The organism is Crossiella sp. NPDC003009 (assembly GCF_053591555.1).
The window spans coordinates 316,931-336,959 of the sequence record NZ_JBSFUA010000004.1 but is presented as its reverse complement, the minus strand read 5'-3'; the positions used below and the strand labels follow the sequence as shown (position 1 = coordinate 336,959).

Annotated in this window: 15 protein-coding genes and 2 pseudogenes; 4 read left to right on the top strand and 13 right to left on the bottom strand. The window is 71.9% G+C overall.

Annotated elements, in window-relative coordinates; genetic code table 11:
* Positions 1 to 24: 24 nt before the first annotated feature.
* The 4 genes and pseudogenes from ACWDY5_RS07495 to ACWDY5_RS07480 form a co-directional block, all read right to left on the bottom strand.
* Positions 25 to 1,590 carry a polyketide synthase dehydratase domain-containing protein gene (locus ACWDY5_RS07495; RefSeq protein ID WP_449721436.1) on the bottom strand — a complete coding sequence of 522 codons (1,566 nt, stop codon included), beginning with the start codon at positions 1,588 to 1,590 and terminating at the stop codon, positions 25 to 27.
* Positions 1,591 to 1,683: 93 nt separating this feature from the next.
* Positions 1,684 to 2,206, bottom strand: a pseudogene (locus ACWDY5_RS07490) (ketoacyl-synthetase C-terminal extension domain-containing protein); the annotation flags it as partial.
* A 22-nt stretch (positions 2,207 to 2,228) separates the two neighbouring features.
* Positions 2,229 to 2,569: pseudogene (locus tag ACWDY5_RS07485) on the bottom strand (beta-ketoacyl synthase N-terminal-like domain-containing protein).
* Between the two features lie 97 nt (positions 2,570 to 2,666).
* Positions 2,667 to 3,845: an MFS transporter gene (locus ACWDY5_RS07480; protein WP_449721435.1), complete on the bottom strand. Its 1,179-nt coding sequence runs from the start codon at positions 3,843 to 3,845 to the stop codon at positions 2,667 to 2,669.
* Between the two features lie 101 nt (positions 3,846 to 3,946).
* Between ACWDY5_RS07480 and ACWDY5_RS07475 the strand changes: the two genes are divergently transcribed.
* Positions 3,947 to 4,780, top strand: coding sequence for a helix-turn-helix domain-containing protein (locus ACWDY5_RS07475; protein ID WP_449721434.1), 834 nt, complete (start codon positions 3,947 to 3,949; stop codon positions 4,778 to 4,780).
* Here ACWDY5_RS07475 and ACWDY5_RS07470 read toward each other — a convergent pair.
* Positions 4,750 to 6,021, bottom strand: coding sequence for a glycosyltransferase 87 family protein (locus tag ACWDY5_RS07470; protein ID WP_449721433.1), 1,272 nt, complete (start codon positions 6,019 to 6,021; stop codon positions 4,750 to 4,752). The two genes, ACWDY5_RS07475 and ACWDY5_RS07470, sit on opposite strands and share 31 nt — an antisense overlap.
* Before the next feature lie 94 nt (positions 6,022 to 6,115).
* Here ACWDY5_RS07470 and ACWDY5_RS07465 point away from each other — a divergent pair, with 94 nt between their 5' ends.
* The 3 genes from ACWDY5_RS07465 to ACWDY5_RS07455 all read left to right on the top strand — a co-directional run bounded on the left by ACWDY5_RS07465 (position 6,116) and on the right by ACWDY5_RS07455 (position 8,212).
* Entirely contained in the window at positions 6,116 to 7,231 is a 1,116-nt protein-coding gene (locus tag ACWDY5_RS07465) for an acyltransferase family protein (RefSeq protein WP_449721432.1), read from the top strand.
* A 103-nt stretch (positions 7,232 to 7,334) separates the two neighbouring features.
* On the top strand, positions 7,335 to 7,718 hold the full coding sequence (locus tag ACWDY5_RS07460; protein WP_449721431.1) for an RNA polymerase sigma factor: 384 nt from the start codon (positions 7,335 to 7,337) through the stop codon (positions 7,716 to 7,718).
* Positions 7,631 to 8,212: a hypothetical protein gene (locus tag ACWDY5_RS07455; RefSeq protein ID WP_449721430.1), complete on the top strand. Its 582-nt coding sequence runs from the start codon at positions 7,631 to 7,633 to the stop codon at positions 8,210 to 8,212. The genes ACWDY5_RS07460 and ACWDY5_RS07455 overlap by 88 nt, the downstream gene beginning before the upstream one ends.
* On the opposite strand, the gene ACWDY5_RS07450 is transcribed toward ACWDY5_RS07455, so the two are convergent.
* From ACWDY5_RS07450 to ACWDY5_RS07415, 8 genes are all read right to left on the bottom strand, one after another.
* Entirely contained in the window at positions 8,203 to 9,084 is an 882-nt protein-coding gene (locus tag ACWDY5_RS07450) for an ABC transporter ATP-binding protein (protein WP_449721429.1), read from the bottom strand. The two genes, ACWDY5_RS07455 and ACWDY5_RS07450, sit on opposite strands and share 10 nt — an antisense overlap.
* On the bottom strand, positions 9,072 to 9,470 hold the full coding sequence (locus tag ACWDY5_RS07445) for a GntR family transcriptional regulator (RefSeq protein ID WP_283663390.1): 399 nt from the start codon (positions 9,468 to 9,470) through the stop codon (positions 9,072 to 9,074). The genes ACWDY5_RS07450 and ACWDY5_RS07445 overlap by 13 nt, the downstream gene beginning before the upstream one ends.
* Positions 9,471 to 9,499: 29 nt before the next feature.
* Positions 9,500 to 10,486, bottom strand: a complete 987-nt coding sequence (locus tag ACWDY5_RS07440) for an ABC transporter permease (RefSeq protein ID WP_449721428.1) — start codon at positions 10,484 to 10,486, stop codon at positions 9,500 to 9,502.
* Positions 10,483 to 11,358, bottom strand: a complete 876-nt coding sequence (locus ACWDY5_RS07435; protein WP_449721427.1) for an ABC transporter ATP-binding protein — start codon at positions 11,356 to 11,358, stop codon at positions 10,483 to 10,485. Before ACWDY5_RS07435 ends, ACWDY5_RS07440 begins: the two co-directional genes overlap by 4 nt.
* 61 nt (positions 11,359 to 11,419) lie before the next feature.
* Entirely contained in the window at positions 11,420 to 11,968 is a 549-nt protein-coding gene (locus tag ACWDY5_RS07430) for an RICIN domain-containing protein (protein WP_449721426.1), read from the bottom strand.
* A 16-nt stretch (positions 11,969 to 11,984) separates the two neighbouring features.
* A complete protein-coding gene (locus tag ACWDY5_RS07425; RefSeq protein ID WP_449721425.1) occupies positions 11,985 to 17,633 on the bottom strand; it encodes a hypothetical protein in 5,649 nt (1,882 codons plus the stop codon).
* Between the two features lie 350 nt (positions 17,634 to 17,983).
* The gene (locus ACWDY5_RS07420) at positions 17,984 to 19,153 is read right to left on the bottom strand and encodes a serine hydrolase domain-containing protein (RefSeq protein ID WP_449721424.1); all 1,170 of its coding nucleotides are present in this window, start codon (positions 19,151 to 19,153) and stop codon (positions 17,984 to 17,986) included.
* 269 nt (positions 19,154 to 19,422) lie between these two features.
* A complete protein-coding gene (locus ACWDY5_RS07415; protein WP_449721423.1) occupies positions 19,423 to 20,025 on the bottom strand; it encodes a TetR family transcriptional regulator C-terminal domain-containing protein in 603 nt (200 codons plus the stop codon).
* Positions 20,026 to 20,029: the final 4 nt, after the last annotated feature.

Below are 20,029 nucleotides of genomic sequence, written 5' to 3'. Positions count from 1 at the left end.
CCCGTGGCGGGTGGGATGAGGGTGTCAGTGGCCGCTCTGGCGAGTCTGGGTGACTGGAGTGTGCCGTCGCGCAGGGCGGGTGAGCACCACCAGGCGGGAGTCGGTGAAGCGTTCCTCGGTCAGCCAGTGCTGAAGGGTCGACAGGAGGTCGTGCAGCAGCGTTGTGGTGCGCTCGGCCAGGTCGGGTTCGCCGCTGTCGGTGATCGGCAGCAGCACCGTGGCGGGGACGGTGCCCGCCCCGGCCAGCGCGGTGAGGTCTGGGTGCGTGGTGAGTGCGCGGCCAAGGGTGGCCGGGGTCAGCGACTCGTCCTGGCCGAGGACGGCCCAGGGTTCGCCGGTGGCCGCGGGGGCGGTGGGCATGGTGGTCCAGGCCAGGCGGTAGAGGCCGTCCGGGCGGGTGGTGCGCAGGCCGTCCGCGGTGATGGGGCGCAGCAGCAGGGAGTCGACCGTGGCGACCACGGTGCCTGCGGTGTCGAGCAGGGTGAGCGCGGCGGAGACCGAATCGGTGGCGTCGGTGTCCAGGCGCAGGCGCACCCGGGAAGGGCGCGTGCCGACCGCGTGCACGGTGACGCCGGACCAGGCGAAGGGCAGCACGGCCGGGCCCGCGCCCTCGGTCACACCGAGCAGCAGTGGGTGCAGGGCCGCGTCCAGCAGCGCGGGGTCGAGCACGAACTCGCCGGACTGGCCGCGCCGTTCGGGCAGCTCGATCTCGGCAAACAGGTCCGCGCCCTGCCGGGTCAGCCTGCGCAGGCCGCGGAAGGCCGGGCCGTAGGTGTAGCCCTGCTCGGCGAGCCGGGGGTAGAACTCGGCCAGGTCGACTTCCGTGCCGCCCTCGGAGGGCCAGTCCGGTGGGGTCGCGGGCGGGGTGGCGGTGGCGAGCGTGCCGGTGGCGTGCCGGGTCCAGGGCTGGCCGGTGTCGCGGGCGGAGTCCGGGCGGGAGTGCACGCTCAGCGGGCGGCGACCGGAATCGTCCGGCTGGCCGACCACCACCTGGAGGTCCACACCGCCCTGGTCCGGCAGGATCAGCGGCTCCAGCAGGGTCAGCTCGTCCACCCGGTGGCAGCCGGTCCGCTCTCCCGCGCGCAGCGCCATCTCCAGCAGCGCCGCGCCTGGCAGGAGCACCGCGTCCAGCACTCGATGGTCGGCGAGCCAAGGCTGGGCGTGCTGGGAGAGCCAGCCGGTGAGCAGGGTGTCCCCGCCGGTCGCGCTGTCCACGGTGGCGCCCAGCAGCGGGTGGCCGGGTGCGCTCAGCCCGGCCCGCGCGACCTCGCCGGAGCCGGACTTGGCGGTGAGCCAGTAGCTCTGCCGCTGGAAGGCGTAGGTGGGCAGGTCGGCCCGGGTGGCACCGGTTCCGGCGAAGGCCGCGGCCCAGTCCACCGCCACGCCCTGGGTGAACGCGGTCGCGAACGCGGTCAGCAGCTGGGCGGGGCCGCCGAGGTCGCGGCGCAGCGTGCCGGTGACCATGGCCTCGGCGCCGGCGTCCTCGATGGTCTCCTGGATGCCGACGGTGAGCACCGGGTGCGGGCTCATCTCCAGGAACACGTCGTACTGCTCGGCCAGCAGCGCCCTGGTGGCCTCCTCCAGCCGCACGGTCTGGCGCAGGTTCCGGTACCAGTACCCCCGGCTCGCCGCACACCACGGCGCGCAGCGACCAGTCCAGATGCGGGGCCAGCGCCTGTTCGCAGTCGGCCATCGCGCCGGCGAACACCGGCGAACTGGCCAGTAGCTCCTTGGCCATCCCGGCCCACTGCGAACCCTGGCCGGGGAAGACGAACACGACCTTGCGCCGCTTGGCCGCGGTGTGCCCGGTGACCAGGTTGGCGGCCAGGGTTCCGGTGGCCAGCGCGGCCAGGCCGTCGGTCAGCTGGGCGCGTTCGCCCAGCAGCACCGCGCGGTGCTCGAACACCGCGCGACCCGAGGCCAGCGACCAGCCCGCGTCCACAGTGGACAGTTCATCGGTCGCAGTGCGCAGTCGCTCCGCCTGTGCCCGCAACGCTTCCGGGCTGCGGGCGGAGAGCACCCAGGGCACCACCGCCGGTTCCGGTTCGCCACTGGGCGGGGTGTCCTGCTCGGGTGCCTCCTCCGGCACGAGGTGCGCGTTGGTGCCGCTGATGCCGAAGGAGGACACCCCGGCCCGTCGTGCGGCGCCGTGGCGCGGCCAGGGCTGCGCCTCGGTCAGCAGCCGGATGCCGCCGGACCAGTCCACCAGCGGCGTTGACTCCGTCACGTTAGGCCACCCGGCTCGAGGCCACGCTGCCCAGGCTCCCGGTGTAGAGCAGGCCTTCCAGGTTCTCCGGCATCCGGTCGTAGGCCTGGCCGTAGTCGTGGTACATCAGCCCGGCGAACACGCCGGTGTCGCTGCCGCGCAACGACTCCGGGTCGATGGCAGCGTGTTCCAGGGCCTCCCAGGCGGTCTCCAGCAGCAGCCGTTGCTGCGGGTCCATGGCCAGCACTCGCGCGGGGACAGCCCGAAGAAGGCGGCGTCGAACTCGTCGGCCTGGTGCAGGAACCCGCCCTGGCGCACCGCGCTCTTGCCCGCCTGGGCCGGATCGGCAAGGGCGTCGAACAGCCACTGGGGGCGCGGTAGAAGCCGGTGGGACTCACCTCCGGCTGGTCGGGTCAGCCGTGATCGTCGTTAGCCCTGTTCATCGCCTGTGCCGCAAGCGTCACCGGCCGGCCACCGTGCCCCGGCCGGCCGCCATCGAGACGATCAGCTGCCCGGTCGCGGCCAGGCACAGCAGCAGGACGGGCGCCTGCCAGCCGGCGGTGGCGGTGTGCAGCAGCCCGAAGACCGCGGGGCCTGCGGCGGCCAGCAGGTAGCCGATGGACTGGGCCATCGCGGACAGTCCGCCCGCGGTCGCCGCGTCCTGGGCGCGCAGGCTGAAGAAGGCCAGGGCGAGCACCAGGCTGGCGCCGCCGCCGAGGCCGAGCAGGACGCTGCACAGCACCGCCTGGTCCGGGGCCAGCAGGAGCACGAGGTAGCCGGCGAGCAGGAGCGCGGAGCTCACCGCGGCCGGTGCGCGCTGGTCCCGCGCCCAGCGCAGGGCGGCCGGGGTGGCCAGGCTGGTCAGCACCGCGACCGCCTGGAGCAGGAACAGCAGCCAGCCCGCGGTGGCCGCGGTCACGCCGTTGTCCTGGAACACCTGGGGCAGCCAGGTGACCACGATGTAGAAGCCCAGGGACTGCAAGCCCATGAAGGCGGTGACCGCCCAGGCCAGCGGCGAGCCCCAGGGCAGCCGGTGCCCGCGGGCCGAGTTCGCGGGTGGCGGCGCGGTCCGCAGCTGCGGGAGCCACAGCAGGATGGCCACCAGTGCGAGCAGGATCCAGCCGCCGAGGGCGGTGTGCCAGCCGCCGGGGGCCAGTTCGCTGATCGGGACGGCCACGCCGGAGGCCACCGCCGCGACGCCGCCCATCACGGTGGCGTAGGCGCTGGTCAACAGGCCCACCCTGGTCGGGAAGTCGCGTTTGACCAGGATGGGCAGGACCACGTTGCCGACGGCGATGCCCGCGCCGACCAGCACCGTGCCAGCGAACAGGGCGGGCGCCGCCGGTATCCAGCGGGTCGCGATGCCCAGGGTCAGCACGACCAGCGCTAGGCCGAGCAGCCGTTCCGGGCCCCAGCGCGCGGACAGGCGCGGGACCACCGGGGACAGCGCGGCGAAAGCCAGTAGCGGCAGGGTGTTCACCAGACCCGCCGCCGTGGGGGTCAGGTCCAGGTCCGCCTGCACGCGGTCCAGCAGCGGGCCGACGCCGGTGATGCTGGCGCGCAGGTTCGCGGCCACCACCAGCAGTCCCCACACCAGCAGCGCCTGGCCGGAACGCGGCTTCGGCCGCGTGGTCGTCATGGCCACCATGATCGGTGCGCTCCGGGGAGAGAGCCAGGCCGCGCGCAGACTGGCCCCGGCACGGCCACGCTGACCGCCGGGCCGCGCCCTACGCTCGCGGTATGGGCAAGCCGTTGGGCGACTTCATCCGGGCCAAGCGGGACAGCGTCCAGCCGGAGTCACTGGGCCTACCGGCGCGGGGCAGGCGGCGCTCGCCGGGGTTGCGGCGGCTGGACCTGGCGGCGCGGGCCGGGATCAGCGTCGAGTACCTGACCCGGATCGAGCAGGGCCGGGACACCAACCCCTCGGCCGCGGTGGTCAACGCGCTCGCCGACGCGCTCAGCCTGGACCCCTCGGAACGCAACCACCTGCGCTACCTGGCGAAGATCACCCGCGGCGGGTGCGCCACCCAGATCCAGCCCGTGCCACCGCCCCGGCAGGTGCGGCCGCCCGTGCTGGCGACACTGCGGCTGCTGGAACCGGGCATCGCGATCGTCACCAACCGGCTGGGCGATGTGCTCGCCTGGACGGGCGGTTTCGAGTCGGTCACCGGTGCGGCCGGGGTGCTGGACGCCGCCGCCCCGAACCTCACCCGCTACGTCTTCACCGACCCGCGCGCCCGGACCTTCTTCGCCGACTGGGACGACATCGCCGACCAGCAGGCGTTCGACCTGTGGCTGGCCCCGTCGGTGGAGAACCTGGAATGGCTCACCGCCGAGCTCGCTCCGGTGGCCGGGCCGGAGTTCGCGCGCCGGCTGAAACGGCATGCGGTGCCGCCGCGGGGAGTTCTCCGGCTCAGCCACCCGGCAGGGCCGGAGCTCCGGCTGGTCCGGGAGACGCTCGAGCTCGCCGCGGACGCCCAGCAGCTGGTGGTGTTCCTCCCCGCGGACGAGCACACGGCCCAGGCCGTCGATCAGCTCCGCGGTCAGCGTCTCCGGCTCCGGTCCATCTCCTGACCCACCGCGAGCACGACCAGCGCGGCGAAGGCGAGCCAGACGTAGACGTTGCCGGGGATGTGCTGCCAGAAGGTCCAGTGCAGCTCGCGGTTGTCGGAGTGGGGCAGCAGGGTGAACGGGCTGGTGCAGTACAGCAGGAGGACACCGGCGAGCAGGCTCCGGTGCGACCAGGTGCGGGCGCGGGCGGCGAGCAGCAGGAAGGCCGGGACGCACCAGACCCAGTGGTGGGACCAGGAGACCGGGGAGGCGAGCAGGCCGCCGGCCGCGATGGCCAGCAGGGCGAGCAGGTTGTGCCTGGTGCCGTGGGCGATGAGCACCGCGAGCAGCATGGCAAGTGTGGAAAGTCCTAGCCACAGCAGGGAAATCGCCTCTGGGTTCGGGTTCAGGCGGTGCAGCAGGCCGCGGAAGGACTGGTTCGGGCCGTAGGCGAGGCCGCCGATGCGGCTCGGGTCGGTCAGGGCGTGGAACCAGTACTCGACGGAATCCGTTGGGGCGAAAGCGAATCCGAGGACGGCGAGGATGGCGAAGGCGACTGCGGAGTTGGCCGCGGACCGCCAGTCGCGGCGCACCAGGAAGTACAGCACGAACACCGCGGGGGTCAGTTTGATCGCCGCGGCCACGCCGACCAGCAGGCCGCGCAGGCGGCGGTCGCGGACGGCCAGGCAGTCGATCACGACCAGGGCCATCAGCAGCAGGTTGATCTGGCCCAGGTTGAAGGTGGAGAGCACGGGTTCCAGGCCGATCGCGGTGATCGCGGCGGTCAGGCCGAGGGCGTGCGCGACATCCCGGTGCCGGCACAGCCTTCTGGTCACCACCAGGCAGACCGCGGTCAGCGCGAGGAAGCCGGCCATGGTGAGCAGGGCGGTGGTCAGCCAGGCAGGCAAGGTGGCGAAGGTGCTGAACAGGACCGCGGCCGCGGGCGGGTAGGTGAAGGGCAGCCGGGGGCCGGGGAGCGGGCCGGGGAAGTCGATGTAGAGCGGGATGCCGTGCAGCCAGGCGAGTCCGCCGTTGCGGTAGACCTCCAGGTCCATCAGGCTCCGGCTCAGCTGCGCGAGCGACAGGCAGGCCAGCGCGACCCACCACAGCACCCAGGCCACCCGGCGGGCGCGGGCCCACCTGCGGCGGGCCTGATCGTCCGAAAAGGACTCCCACAGCCTGCGGCGGCCGATGGCGAACGCCTCGGCGGACATCAGGGGGACGTCCGCGAGGGCCTGTCTGGCCGCCACGATCTCGTTCTGCATGGACACTAGTTGCCGATGGCGGTCCCAGCGTTTCATCGGCCGGGGTGTGACTGTCCTCATGAAACACTCAGACCCCCATCGGCAACTAGTGTCCATGAGCCCAACTCGCCACGCCCCGATGCGGCACGAGGAGTTCCTCGCGCTGAAGCGCTTTCCCGCACTGGACGGGGTGCGCGCGATCGCCGCGCTGCTCGTCGTGTTCTTCCACAACCAGGGCCCCGACCTGTTGCAGGGCTGGCTCGGGGTGCAGGTGTTCTTCGTGCTCTCCGGCTTCCTGATCACCACCCTGCTGCTGCGCGAGCACGCCCGCAACGGGCGGATCAACCTGCCGAACTTCTACCGGCGGCGCGCCTTCCGCATCCTGCCGATGTACTTCGTGGTGCTGTTGCTCACCGCCGCGGGCCTGCTGGTCGCCGGGCAGTTCAGCGCGAACCCGCTGGGCCGCGACTTCGGGCTGTACCTCGTCTTCTTCAACGAGTTCGGGCTCGGCGGGCCGTACGGGCACTCCTGGTCGCTGGGCATCGAGCAGAAGTTCTACCTGCTGTGGCCGCTGCTGGCGTTCACGCTGTTCCCGCGCAGCCGCCCGCTGGTCACCGCGGCGCTGATGGGGCTCGCGCTGGCGATCATCCCGTTCACCGTCTCGAGTGATCCCAAGGGCTGGTCGGTGCACTACTTCACCGTGCTCATCGGCTGCGCGCTCGCCATGGTGATGCACCACCCACGCGGATACGCCCTGGTCAAGCCGCTGACCAGGCCCTGGGTAGCAGGCGCGGTGTGCCTGGCGTTCCTCGGCGCGCACCTGTCGGTGGCGACCGTGTCGACCCTGCTGGACAACGCGGTGCTCGGCATCCCCGGCTTCGTCGCGGTGGTGCCGCTCTACGCGATCGCGGCGGCCCTGCTGCTGCCCGCGCTGCTGGCGCCAGGACTGCCACAGCGGCTGCTCTCCACTCGCCTGATGGTGTACCTCGGCGAGCGCTCGTACTCGATCTACCTGGTGCAGAGCATCGCGCACGGCATCGTGGTGGTGGTCGCGCCCGGCGCCGCCGGATTGCTGCTCGCGGTGCCGGTGTCGCTGGTCGCGATCGGTCTGGCCGATCTCTGCTACCGGTTCGTGGAGCGCCCGCTGATCGAGCTGGGCCGCCGCCGCGAGGCCCTGTCGGCCGGCTCACACCGTCCACTCGGGAATGCGGCGGAGCCGGTCGGCAAATAGGTTCCGTGAGCACCACAACGGCGCCGCAGGCGCGAACGGGAGGGCCGGGGGTGACGAAACCTCTGGACAGGGAAGCGTGGGTCGAGCTCTACGACCATTCCGGGTGGACGCCCAAGTCGCGGACGACCTGGTGTCGGAGGCGTTCCTGATCGGCTGGAAACGCCGGGACACCTTCGACCCGGAGCGGGCGAGCCTGAAGGCGTGGGTGTTCGGCATCGCGATGAACCTGCTGCGCCAGCACGCGCGCTCGGAGGGCCGCCGCCTGCGGGCCTGGTCCGGGGAGCACGGGCGGCGCACGGTGGCCGACCACGTGGACGAGCGCACCGCCTCGGTGGTCGACGTCCGGTCGGTGGCGGTGCGCCGGTCCGCTTCGGCGCGGCCTCCGCGGCCGCCGCCGAGGTGCTCAACAAGGCCGCGACCACCACCGGTGACGTGGTGCTCCAGCCCGGCCAGTTCCGGTACGTGCTGGCGGACGCCAAGTGGATGACCTCCGGCGACGGCAACCACGGCCAGGACTTCGCCTACCTGCTGCGGCAGAAGCTGGAGACCTGGATCCCGGCCGACCGGCGGGGCGAGTGGCTGCACCGCCGCGCCGCCGTGGGTGCGAAGGAGTGGCTGGCCGGTTCCCCTGCCGATGAGCCCGTCGGGATCCCGGCGCAGGTGCTCGGCGAGTGGCGGAGCAAGGGCGGCCCGCACCTCGGCAAGGACGATCCGGCGAACTTCGCCAACCCCACCCCCGCCTACCTGGCCAAGCTGCCCCGCGACCCCAACGCGGTGCACCTCAACGGGCGCAAGGGTTCCGCGCTCGGTCTCACCGCGAACGGGCAGACCAGCCAGATCGTCATCGACGCCGAACGCGGGGACTACCTGGGCTCGCGGACCGTCCTGGCGGCGGACTGGCTGGGCGTCAAGGCGGGCACCGAGACCGGCAACAGCTCGGTGACCTCGAAGGTGGTCGGCGCGCTGGGCGCTCAGGGCTGACCGGCGGTGGCGCTCCTGCGGGTCCGCGAGGCCCGCAGGTAACCCATCACCAGCGACTCCAGGTCGGGCCGCGCCGCCAGCCAGCCTTCCGGCGCGGTCCCGCCGCGGACCAGCGCGGTGGTCTGCCGCTCGGTGTGCGAGGAGTCGACCACGGTGCCGGTCCCGGCTGGCGTGGCGTCCGCCGGACCGATGAGGATCTGGTGCCCGGCAAGGGTTTCCTCGATGTCACCGGCCACCTGGACCCGGCCCTCGTCGAGCAGCAGCAGGTGGTCGCAGACATCGCCGAGGTCGGTGAGCAGGTGCGAGGACAGCAGCACCGTGGTACCCCGGTCCGCGACCTCGGTCATCACGATCCGCAGCGTCTCGTCCCGGGCCAGCGGGTCCAGGTCGGAGAGCGGCTCGTCCAGCAGCAGCATCCTGGGCAGCCTGCCCAGCGCCAGCGCGATCGCCACCTGGGTGCGCGCGCCGGTGGACAGCTCGCCCACCTTGGCGTCCCGGTCCACCCCGGCGAGCAGCCCGAGCACCTCGTCCGCGCGCTCGGCCGACCAGCGGTCGTTCATCGCCGCGCCGGCCCGCATCATCTCGCGCACGGTGAACCCGTCGTAGAGCGGGCGGCGCTGGGTGAGCAGCGAGATGTCCGGGTGCATCCGGCCGCGCACCGGCGCGCCGTAGACGCTGATCTCGCCGCTGGTCGGCCGGGAAAGGCCCGCGACCAGCGACAGCAGCGTGCTCTTGCCCGCGCCGTTCGGCCCGACCAGCGCGGTCACGCTGCCCTCGGGCAGGGTGAACGAGCAGTCGCTGAGCGCGGCTGTGCGGCCGAAGTGCTTGGCCAGGCCGGTCACCCGGACCGGGCAGGCGGTCACCTCCCGCATGACGCCGCCGGGTAGTGGGCGTCCCGCACGTCGGTGTAGATCGCGTCCACCTCCTCCACCACCAGGCCCTCGGTGACCGCCCGGCCCATCCACCGCTCCAGGTCCTTGCGCAGCGGGGCGCCGGCCCGCGCCGCGTCGCTGACCAGCGAGGCGGTCACGAACGTGCCCATTCCCCTTCGGCCCTCCACCAGGCCCTCGTGCTCGAGCTCGCGGTAGGCCTTGAGCACGGTGTTGGGGTTCACCGTGGTGGCCGCCACCACCTCCCTGGCCGTCGGCAGCTGGTCGCCGGGTCCCAGCAGGCCCATCCGCATCGCCTGCTTGACCTGGTGCGCGATCTGGAGGTAGGTGGCCACCCCGGAGTGCCGATCGATGCGAAACTCGATCACGCCGCTCAGCATAGGCGCGTCACCGCCGCTCACACCTGCCTGCGCACCGCCCACACCGCGCCCAGCACGAACAGCACCGCCAGCCCCAGGAAGATCGAGCCCTCCAGCAGGTGCAGCGAGCCTGCCGCGTCGGCCGGAATGACGTCGGCGTAGGCCTTGGCCAGCCCGCGCTCGCGGTAGCAGGTGACCAGGTCGGCCGGCGCGGACTCGTCGCCGCGCGCGCCGCAGCCGGAGATCCGGGCGAAGCTGCCGGGCACCACGTTGCCCGCCGCGTCCAGGTGGCCGCTGTCCACCACCAGCGCGCCACTCTTCGGCGGGATCGCGGTCTGGGTCGGATCGGCCGCGACCAGGCGGTCCGGGGTGAGCAGCAGCGGCTGGAGGCCGGAGAGCACGAACCGGAGCACCACGAACGCCAGGAGTGAGAGGGTCATCGCCATCAGCGTCCGCCGGGACAGCGCGCCGATGAACATGCCAAGGGTGTAGGCGAACACGGTGTATGTGAACGGCGCGATCCCACTGCTGCCGAAGTTGTTGTACGCGAACGGTCCTGAGGTCAGCGGCCCGAGCATGCCCGCGTCCGCCAGCCAGCCGCCAACCAGGAGTTGCAGCACGACCAGCACGACCAGCGCCGGCACCGCGGTGACCAGGACCTTGCTCGCCACCCAGCGGGTCCGGCTCACCGACTGGGTGAAGGCGAGCACGTGCGTGCCCTGCTCGAACTCGCGCGCGAACAGCGGCGCGCCGATGAAGACGCCGATCAGCGCGGGCAGCGCGAGCACCAGGATCTGCGCGATCTTCAACCGGTCGAACCAGATGTCCCGGAACTCGCCGACGGCCGTGCCACCACAGGCCGTGCCGGGAGTCAGGCCGTCCGCCACGCAGGCGCCGAGGCCCTTGGCCGCGATGTCGGCGGTCATTCCCGCGCGCAGCAACAGGATCGCCGCCACCCCGGCGAGCAGCGCGACGGCCAGGCTGATCAGCGCGGGACGCTGCTGCCGCCAGACGATCCAGGTCATGCCGCCACCTCCGCCCGCGCGCCGCGCATGTAGCCGAGCGCGAGCTGGCCAAGCCCTGGCCGGTACGCCTGCCAGCCGGGCAGCCTGCCCACGGCGCGCGCGGGCACCAGCACCTGCCGCACCCCGTTGGACTCCAACACGTCGATGATCGAGCCAGGCGGCACCGGGCACGGCTGACCGGCCGGGCCGACCAGCAGCGCGTGCTCGCCCACCAGCTGGGCGACGTCACCGGCCAGCCGCACCTGGCCCTCGGTGAGCAGCACCAGGTGGTCGCACACGCCTTCTAGCTCGGCGAGCACGTGCGAGGACAGCAGCACGGTGATGCCCTGCCCCCGGCACTCCGCCACCAGCGTCTCCAGCACGGCCTGCCGGGCCAGCGGATCGAGGTCGGCCAGCGGCTCGTCCAGCATCAGCAGCCGCGGCCGCCTGCCCAGCGCCAACGCCAGCGCGACCCTGGTGCGCTGCCCACCGGAGAGCGTGCCGACCTTGGCGGAGAGCGGGACGGTGGCCCGCGCCACCAGCTGCTCGGCGTAGGCCTGGTCCCAGGCGGGATTGGCGTGCCTGCCGAGCCGGAGCGTCTCAGCGACGGTGAACTGCGGGTACAGCGGCTTCTGCTGGGTCAGGAAGGAGACCGAGGAGTGCATGCCGCGGCCGTGGGGCTGCTCGCCGAAGACGGCGATCCGGCCCGCGCTGGGCCGGACCAGACCGGTGACCATGCCCATCAGCGTGCTCTTGCCCGCGCCGTTGGGCCCGACCAGCGCCACGATCCGGCCCGGCGGGACGGTCAGCGAGCAGTCCCGCAGCGCCCAGCCCCTCGGGTACCTCTTGCCCAGCCCGTCCGCCAGCACCGGCGCGCTCTTCTCCACTGCCATGAGCGGCAAGCTACCACCCTTTCACTACTTAACTAGTGAAAGGGTGGTAGCGGCCGCCTCGTCAGCCCACGCCGCCCGGCGGCGGCACCGGCCAGTTCACCAGGGCCCAGCGCTGCCAGCCCTGGTTCGAGCAGTCCAGCTGGAGCACGTCGGTGGGCGCGACCCGGGTGCCCGCGACGCTGAGGCACTTGTCGCTGTGCTGGGCCCGCCATTCCAGGGTCACCGCGACCGGGTCATGCTGGACGGTGCGCCAGCGCTGGTGCGGCACGCCGGTGCAAGGCTGTTGCACCAGGTCCTCGCCGGCGCCCGTGCCCGCGTTGAACACGGTCACGCACATGCCGGAGCCGGCCGACTGGTATCCGTACCAGCCCCCGCCGTGCTCGATCACCCGCCAGGACTGGGACTTCGAGTTGTCGCACACCTCGTAGCCGAGGTACGCGCCGGACTCCTTGCTGCCCCACAGCGGGGCGAGGCAGCCCTCGGTGCCGGGCTGGGCGCTGGTGGTGGAGATCAGGAACAACCTCTCCTCCGCGGCCTGCGCCGGGGCCAGGCCTGCCATGGCGAGCAGGCCGGTGACGGCCAGCGCCAGAACTGTTCTGCTGGATCTCATCGTGAACACGTCCTTCTCAGCCTTGGAGCGCGGTGAGCTTCTGCTTGGCGTTGGCGAGCTTGGCCTGGTACTGCGGATCGGCCTGGGCCAGCCGGGTGTAGATCTCCACCGCCTCCTTGGCCATCGCGATCGCCTCCGGCTTCTTCCCGTTGCCGACGGCGTAGTCCGCGCCGGGGGTCAGCAGCCACTCCCCCAGCCGGTCGGCGTGTGCCGGACCCTGCGGCGCGAGCTGCCGGGCCACCCCGATGCCCTCCACCACCCTGGTCAGCGCGGCCGGGCGGTCGCCCTTGTTCCAGGTGCGGATGCCTTGCCACACCAGGGAATCCGCCTCGTTGACCTTGTGCTGGACCTGCTGCGGCTCCTGCTGGGCCAGCTTGCGGTAGGTGGCCACGGCCTCGCCCAGCAACGAGATCGCCTCATCGTGCTTGCCGGTCTCCGCCAGGAAGCCGCTGACCGGCGACTTGGCCCACTGGGCGAACGCGGCGGCGTAGCCGGGTCCCTTGGCGGCCAGCGGACGGGCCAGGTTGACGCCCTCCACCGCCTTGTCGCGACCCTGCTCCCGGTCGCCCTTGTGCCACATGCGCAAGCCCTGTGCCACCGTGGCATCGGCCTCGTGCAGCTTGTGCTCGAACTTCTGTGGCTCCTGCTGCGCCAGCTTCCGGTAAGCCGCGATCGCCTCACCCAGCAAGGAAATCGCCGCGTCGTGCTTGCCGGTCTCGGCCAGGTAGCCGCTGACCGGGAAACGGATCCACTGCCCGAACCCGGCGGCGTAGCCGGGCCCCTTGTCCACCAGGGTGCGGGCCAGGTTCACGCCCTCCACGGCCTTGTCGCGGCCCTGCTCCCGGTCGCCCTTGTGCCACATCCGCATGCCCTGCGCCACAGTCGAATCCGCCTCGTGCAGCTTGTGCTCGAACTTCTGCGGCTCCTGCTGGCCCAGCTTGCGGTAGGTCGCGATCGCCTCACCCAGCAAGGAGATCGCCTCGTCGTGCCGCCCGGTGTCGGCGAGGTAGCCGCTCACCGGAGTCCGGATCCACTGGCCGAAGGCGGTGGCGTAGCCGGACCCTTTGGCCACCAAGGTGCGCGCCAGGTTGACCCCGGCGAGTGCCTTGTCCCGGCCCTTCTCGCGATCGCCCTTGTGCCAGATCCGCGTGCCTTGTGCCACCGTGACATCGGCCTCACGGAGCTGGTGCTCGGGGTTCTGCGGCTCCCGCTCACCGAGCTTCTGGTAGGCCGCGATCGCCTCGTCCAGCAAGGAGATCGCCTCGTCGTGGCGGCCGGTGTCGGCCAGGTAGCCGCTCACCGGGGCCTGGATCCAGCGGGCCAGGGTGGCCGCGTAGCCGGGGCTCTCGGGCACGATCTCGCGGGCGATCGCCAGCGCCTCCTTGGCCTTGACCACGGCCTGCTCCCGCTCGGACCGGCTCCAGTGCGCGGCGGCCGCGGCCAGCAGTGCCTCGCTCTGCTGGTGCCGGGCCTCGGTGGGGATCCGGGAGATCGGCTCGGGCGCGGCCCAGGTGATGCCGTCGGCGCTGGTGGAGACGTTGACCCGGTGGTTGTCGGTGGCATCCCGCCAGATCGCGGCGAGCTTGCCGCCGACCACGCCCAGCGAGGGCACCCCGACCGCGTGCGCGGCGGCGTGCAGTGCCCTCGGCGCGGCCCAGCCGCCGCCGTCGGCGGTGTCGCTGACCGAGAGCCCGTCATTGGCCGCGTTGCGCCACACCGCGAAGGCCTTCCCGTTGTGCACGGCCAGGCTCGGCGCGCCGTCGGCCGCGGAACCGGCCAGCGCCCGCTGGTCGCTCCACTGCACGCCGTTGGCGCTGGTGGCGAACCACATCGCCGGGTCGGCGGCATAGCCCCGCCACAGCTGGACCAGCTTGTCCCCGAGCGCGGTCAACCCCGGCGCGGTGCTGGTGCCGCCGTTGTTGACGGTGGGCTGGGGGCGCTTCCAGTTCTTGCCGTCGTGGCTGTAGGTGACGTACTTCGTTCCGTCCGTGCCGCTGCCCCTGAACATCACCTGCACCTTGTTGTTCTGCACGGCCACGCTGATGCCCTGGCTGCCGACGGTGACCGGCACCAGCCGGGCCGGCGCGCTCCAGGTCTTGCCGTCGGCGCTGGTGGACATCGCGATGGTGCGGTCGTTGTTGCCGTCGGCCCAGGAGAACGGCCCGCTGCGCCAGAAGGCCAGCAGCTTGTCCTGGAAGGCCAGGATGGCGGGCGCGTCACTGGCGGTGTGCGGGCCGGAGACGGTGGCCGGCGGTGACCACTGCCTGCCGTCCGCGCTGGCGGCGATCAGCACCTCGTTCTGCTTGCCCTGCCAGGCCAGGTAATGCTTGCCCTGCAAGGTCGCGCGGCCGGAGCCGCCGAGCTCACCCACCGACTTGCCCATGTCGCCGGGCGGGGTCGGGCCGGGGTCCGCCGGGCCCTCGATCGGGTAGTCCGGGTGGGTTGCCTTGGTCTCGATCCGCAGCGCCCGCATCAGCGCGGTCACCGTCTGCGGGTCCTGTGCGGCCGGGTTCTGGGTGAGGTCGGCGGCGTAGTACTCGATCCGCTCGCCCAGCGCGGCCCGGCGCGAACCGGCCACCGTGGCCAGGCAGCGGGCCACTGGGTCCTGGCTGGTGACCCCGGCGGGCACCCCGGTGCAGTCGCGCAGCTCCGCCTTGCTGAAGACGGACTGCTCGTGCAGCGCGTCCTTGTTCGCGCTCAAGTTCAGCGCGGCCTTGGTGTACAGCACGGCCAGCGGGCTCGCCTCACCCAGGAGCTTGCTGCGGTTGAGCGAGGACGGGATCGCCCTGGTGCCGTACAACAGTTCGCGCAGCCGGGCGTCGCTCTGCAGCGCGGTCGGGAAGCCGACCTCGGTGAAGGCCCGCAGCACCCGGACGTTGGTGTCGATGTTCTTCGCCGAGTCCAGCTTCTCCTGGTTGAGCCGGTTCGCGACCAGGCCGTAGTAGGCGGTGCGGCGCTCGTGCAGCTGGCGGTCGACCACGGAGTCGACGTAGTGCGGGTTGGGCCGGTACATCGTGCCGGCGGACTGGTACGCCTCGACCTGTCCGACCTTCTTGGCCAGGTCGACCGGGTTCAGGCCACAGCCGGTCCACGGCTCGTCATCGGCGGGGATGGCGCCGGGGTAGTTGCACACCTCCACCTCGCCGCCGCCGCTGATGTTGGCCACCTCGTTGTCGCCCCGGCCGGGAATGTCGGCCATCACCGCGAAGCCGACCCGGACCTCGGCCTTCTTGTGCGTCTGCACGGTCGTGGTCTTGCGGCAGCCCGGCGGCGGGTCGGGGTGGTACTGGCACGGGATGGTGATCGGCGGCCTGGGCTTCTTCTCCGTCCAGTCCCGCACGCTGGAGATGTGCGTCCAGCAGGTCCACATGCGCATGTTCGGGTTGAGCTGCTTGAGCATCCGCACCGGAGCCGGCAGGTGCTCGCTCTTGATGAACTCGGGCATCTGCCGCACGACCTTGTCCTCAGCAGGCTGGTAGCAGTGCGGCACCGGGCCGACGTCTGCCTTCATCTCGCCGACGACCGTCTGGTTCCGGTCACCCCACAGGTTGTAGGGCCGGACGGTGGGGTTCACCGAGCTGTCGTTCTCCAGCTGGGTCAGGCTGTTGGCGAACTCGGCGATCCGGTTGCCGTTCTCCTCCTGCAAGCCGGTGAACAGCGTGTTGGTCGCCGTCCACGGCCCGGTGACCGGCCTGCCGCGCGGCTGGTTGAACCGGCGGGCCGCGGCCACGACGTCCTCGCCCGCCTTCAACAGGTCCTCGACCCGCGCCACGGTCAACTTGCCGTTGAGCTCGACCAGCTTCTCCTTCGCGGCCAGCGGCTGGTTCTGCTGCATCAGCAGGGCGTAGGCGCGGGCCGCCGCGGCGAACAGGTCGGCGTTGGGCGTGCCCGCAGCGGGGTAGTTCTGGCCGTACTGCGCGCCGAACCTCGTGCTGGCGTACCTGGTCAGGTAGTTCACCGCGGAGGCCGAGCTGTTGGTCTCCAGCACCGAGTCCGAGGGCACGTCGTCACCGGCCCGCATGAACACCTTGGACCGGGCAAGACCATTGCCCGCCGCGGAGAACGCCTGCGCGGCCTCCAGGTAGTTGTCGCCCAGCCGGTTGTCGTAGGACGGGATCGGGTGCCCTTCGCGGGCGGCGTAGTCCAGGTACTTGCCGACGAAGTCCTTGAACTCCTTGGCCGCGCCGTCCTGGAGCGCGGCCATGGTCTGCTGGTGGTTGCTCTGCACGTTGGTGGCCAGGCCGAGCAGGGCCGAGTGCAGGGTGCTGATCTCCTGGGTCAGCTCGAAGTTCGACCGCTCGATGGCCACCAGCACCTGGTTGAACTTGTCCAGCATCTCGCTGTAGATCTTGTTCAGCGCCGCGTCGATCTGGTCGAACCTGGCGTTGACGTTCTTCTGGAACTGGACCAGGAACTCCTTGAGCTGCGTGAAGCTCTCCCGCATCTCCTTGTGCATGGCCTGGATGGCCTGCAACTCGGGGCTGGGGCCGCCGCCTCCGCTGCCGAGCAGCCCGACCAGGGTGACGACCAGGCCGACCACCGCGCCGATCACGGTGCCGATGGCCGGGATCACCGAGCCGATGGCGGCCCCGGCCGCGATGGTGCCCAGCGCGGTGACCGCGGCGATCATCGGCACCACGTTCTTGCCGATCGCGTACAGGGCCTCGGCGAACTTCACCACGTCCTTGGCGTAGCGCGAGTTCAGGATCTTGGCCACGGTCGCCACGGCCATCAGGCCGCCCTTGACCCCGTCCAGCACGGAGTCGAACTGCTTCATCCGCTCCTCGAACTGCTTCTGCTCCTCATCGGAGGGCCGGACCAGCTCGCCGGTGACCGGGTCCACGTGCTTCTTGACCCACTCCATCGCCTGGCCGAGCGGGGTGTTCGGCGAGTTCGGGTCGCCGAGCACCTTGATCAGCGGCTTGATCTGCTTGTTCAGCGCCTCCAGCCCCTGCTTCGTGCCCAGCTTGAAGGCGGCCTGGATGGCGTCGACGTCGATGACCTTCTTGATCTGCGGCAGCTGCTTCATGGTGTCGATCGGCGCGGCCGGGTCCACCGGGGCGGCCTCGGGCACGGTGGCCGTGCCGAGCCTGGCCTTCCAGGTCCCGTTGAGCGTGCCGTCCCGCTTGACCGCCTCGCGCAGTGCGGTCCAGATCTGCGGGGCGATGTCGGAGGAGGTCACGCTGAACTGGTGCAGCACCCCGCGCAGCTCCTCCGGCGCGTTGGTCGCCTTGAGGTCGCGCGCGGTCAGCACGGTGAGCAGCACCTTGAGCTGCGGCCCTGCCTTGTCCACCTCGGGCACGGTGTACAGCGCCTCCACGCCGCGGCCGAAGACGTCCGGCACCAGGTCCCGTTCGGTGGCCGGCGCGACCGCGGCGGCGACCACCTTCTCCACCTTCGCCGCGTGCCGGTCCAGCACATCGGCCGTCGCGGTCGGGTTCTTGGCCCGCCAGTCGACCATTTCCGCGGTGAGGATGAGGTTGCGGTCGTACACCCGGCCGGAGTCCTTCAGCTGGACCGCGGCGTTGAACAACGCGTTCGACAACTGCTCCGGCGGAAGGCCCGGTTCGGCCGCGACCGCATTCGGCGCGCCGAGACCACTCGCCAGCACCGCGACAGCCACCACCGGGGCGACCACACGTCTGGCGAACCCTGTCACATTCATCGAAGTTCCTCGCGGTCGGGGGGAGACCCGGTTGAGCAGGTCGTTGCGCGGTACCGGAGTTCACCCGGACCGGCCCCCGGACGCCAGGGTGTGGGCGTATTCCGATCTGGACCCCGCGCCGGGATACGGCCGCTGGCCAGCGGAAACAACCGATCGCGCGACTGGCTGACTGCCCTCGGGGGCATACCCCGGGCCAGAGCGGGCGGCCTCCGACGGCCACCGGAATCGGTGAAAGCGACCGGAATGAGCAGCGGCGCGGACTCGGCGCGACGGGTCGTCGGCGAAGTGCTCGGGCATCGAGGTCCCGCTCGGCCGCACAGGGAACCCTGGCGGCCACGCGGGTGGCCGGGTCAGCTGGTGCAGAACACCGCGGCCTGCACGGCGGCCGCGGCCTCGTTGGTGGCCGGGTCGGCGATGTCGCCGCTGCGCAGGTTGGCGGTGCGCAGCGAGGCGGAGAGCACCATCCGGGTGCTGCCGTCCGGGCTGGCGAAGGCGAAGGTGAGGTAGCCGTGGATGCCGCCGGTGTGGCCGAGCATCGTGCCGCAGCCGGGTCCGCCGTCGCGCTGGATCAGGCCGAGGCCGTAAGCGGCGTTGTCGGCCATTGGCCGGGTCTTGCGCATCTCGGCCAGCAGCGGCGGGCTGAGCAGCTCGCCGCCCAGCAGCGCGGCCAGGAAGGTGTCCAGGTCCTGGGTGGTGGTGATCATCTCGCCCGCCGCGCCGGCCCAGGACGGGTTGAGCAGGGTGACGTCGACGGTGTGCACGCCGTCCGCGCCGCGGTAGGCGTAGTAGCCCTTGGCGTGCGGGCCGGGGATGTCCTCCTGGGCGCCGGGCAGGCTGGTGTCCCACAGGCCCAGCGGCAGGATGACGCGCCTGCGCAGCTGACTGGCGTAGGAGGTGCCGGTGACCTTCTCGATCAGCAGCCCGGCCAGCAGGTAGTTGGTGTTGGAGTAGGACCAGTCCGTGCCGGGCTCGAAGTTGGCCGGCTTGGCCAGCGCGAGCCGGACCAGCTCGGCGGGCTGGTAGGAGCGGAACCGGCTGTCCACAAAACGCTCGCCGGCCAACGGGATCAGCGACTCGATGCTGCCGTCCGGCCGGTGCTCGCCGGAGTAGTCGAACAGGCCGCTGGTGTGCTGCAACAACATCCGCACCGTGATGCGACCGTCCACAGTGAACTCGGGCAGGTACTCGCGCACCGGCTCGTCCAGCTCCACCCTGCCCTCGCCGACCAGCTGGAGCAGCACGGTGGCCACGAAGACCTTGGTCACGCTGCCGGTGCGGAAGCGGCCGTTGGCCGGCACCGGCGCGCGGCCGCCCAGCCGGGTGGCGCCCGCGCTCGCGGTCCAGTCGCCGCGGCGGTCGTGCACCCTGAGCTGGACGCCGACCGCGCCCGCGGCCAGCAGCTCGGCCATCGCCGCCCGCACCTCCGGCCGGTCCTGGGGCGCCGCTGCCGAGGCAGGCGCGGCTCCTGCCAGCAGCGCGCCCGTGGTGAGCAGGGCCGTCAGCATCCGCGTGCTTCTCATCCTGGTTCCTTTGCTCCGCAGCCGTTGGCCGACGGTAACCAGGCCCGAGCTACGCCCACATCGAACTCCAGGCGGATCACCGGGTCCTGCGCGGGGCGTACTAGGGCGTGTCCGCCGGGTCGCGTCTGCGAGAGTCGTGATCGGATCGGCCGCTGGCGGTGCGGCCGAAACGCCCTCATACCGGGCGTATTCGGGCGTTCCGGCCGTGCCGCCAGCGGCCGATCCGGCGCGGCTATCGCAGGCGCGACCCGGCGGACACGCCCTAGCGATCAGCCGCGCGGGACCAGCAGCTCCCGCAGCGCCAGGTCCAGCGCGGCCAGCAGGCCGGCCGATCCCGGCGCGCCCAGCGGCAGGTGCAGCAGGCGCAGCGCGAAACCGTCGCTGAGCGCGAGCAGCAGGTCGGCCAGGGTCAGCACCGGCAGGTCCGCGCGCACCTGACCGGATTCCTGGGCGATGCGCAGGTAGGCGGCGGTGGCGGTGCGCATGTCCCGGTCGTTGGCGTGCAGCCGCTGGCCCCAGTCGGCGCGCACCGCGGCGCGGGCGGTGAACGCGGTCACGATGATCATCTCGGCCCGGCGCTCGGCGTCCAGCGGCAAGGTCTCCAGCAGCAGGTCGCGGAGCAGGGTGAGGTAGTCGCCGTCGGCGGAGAGGGTGGCCCAGCGGCGTTCCAGGCGTTCGCCGGTCAGCTCGAGGGCGAACTCGAAGATCTCCTCCTTGGTGGCGAAGTACTTCTGCACCGCGCCCGCGGACATGCCTGCCTCGGCCGCCACCGTGCGCACGCTGACCGTCTCGATGCCTTCACTGGCCACCAGTCGCAGCAGCGCCTCGGCGATCATCCGCCGCCGCTGGCCGTGGTCCACGATCCTCGGCACCCGA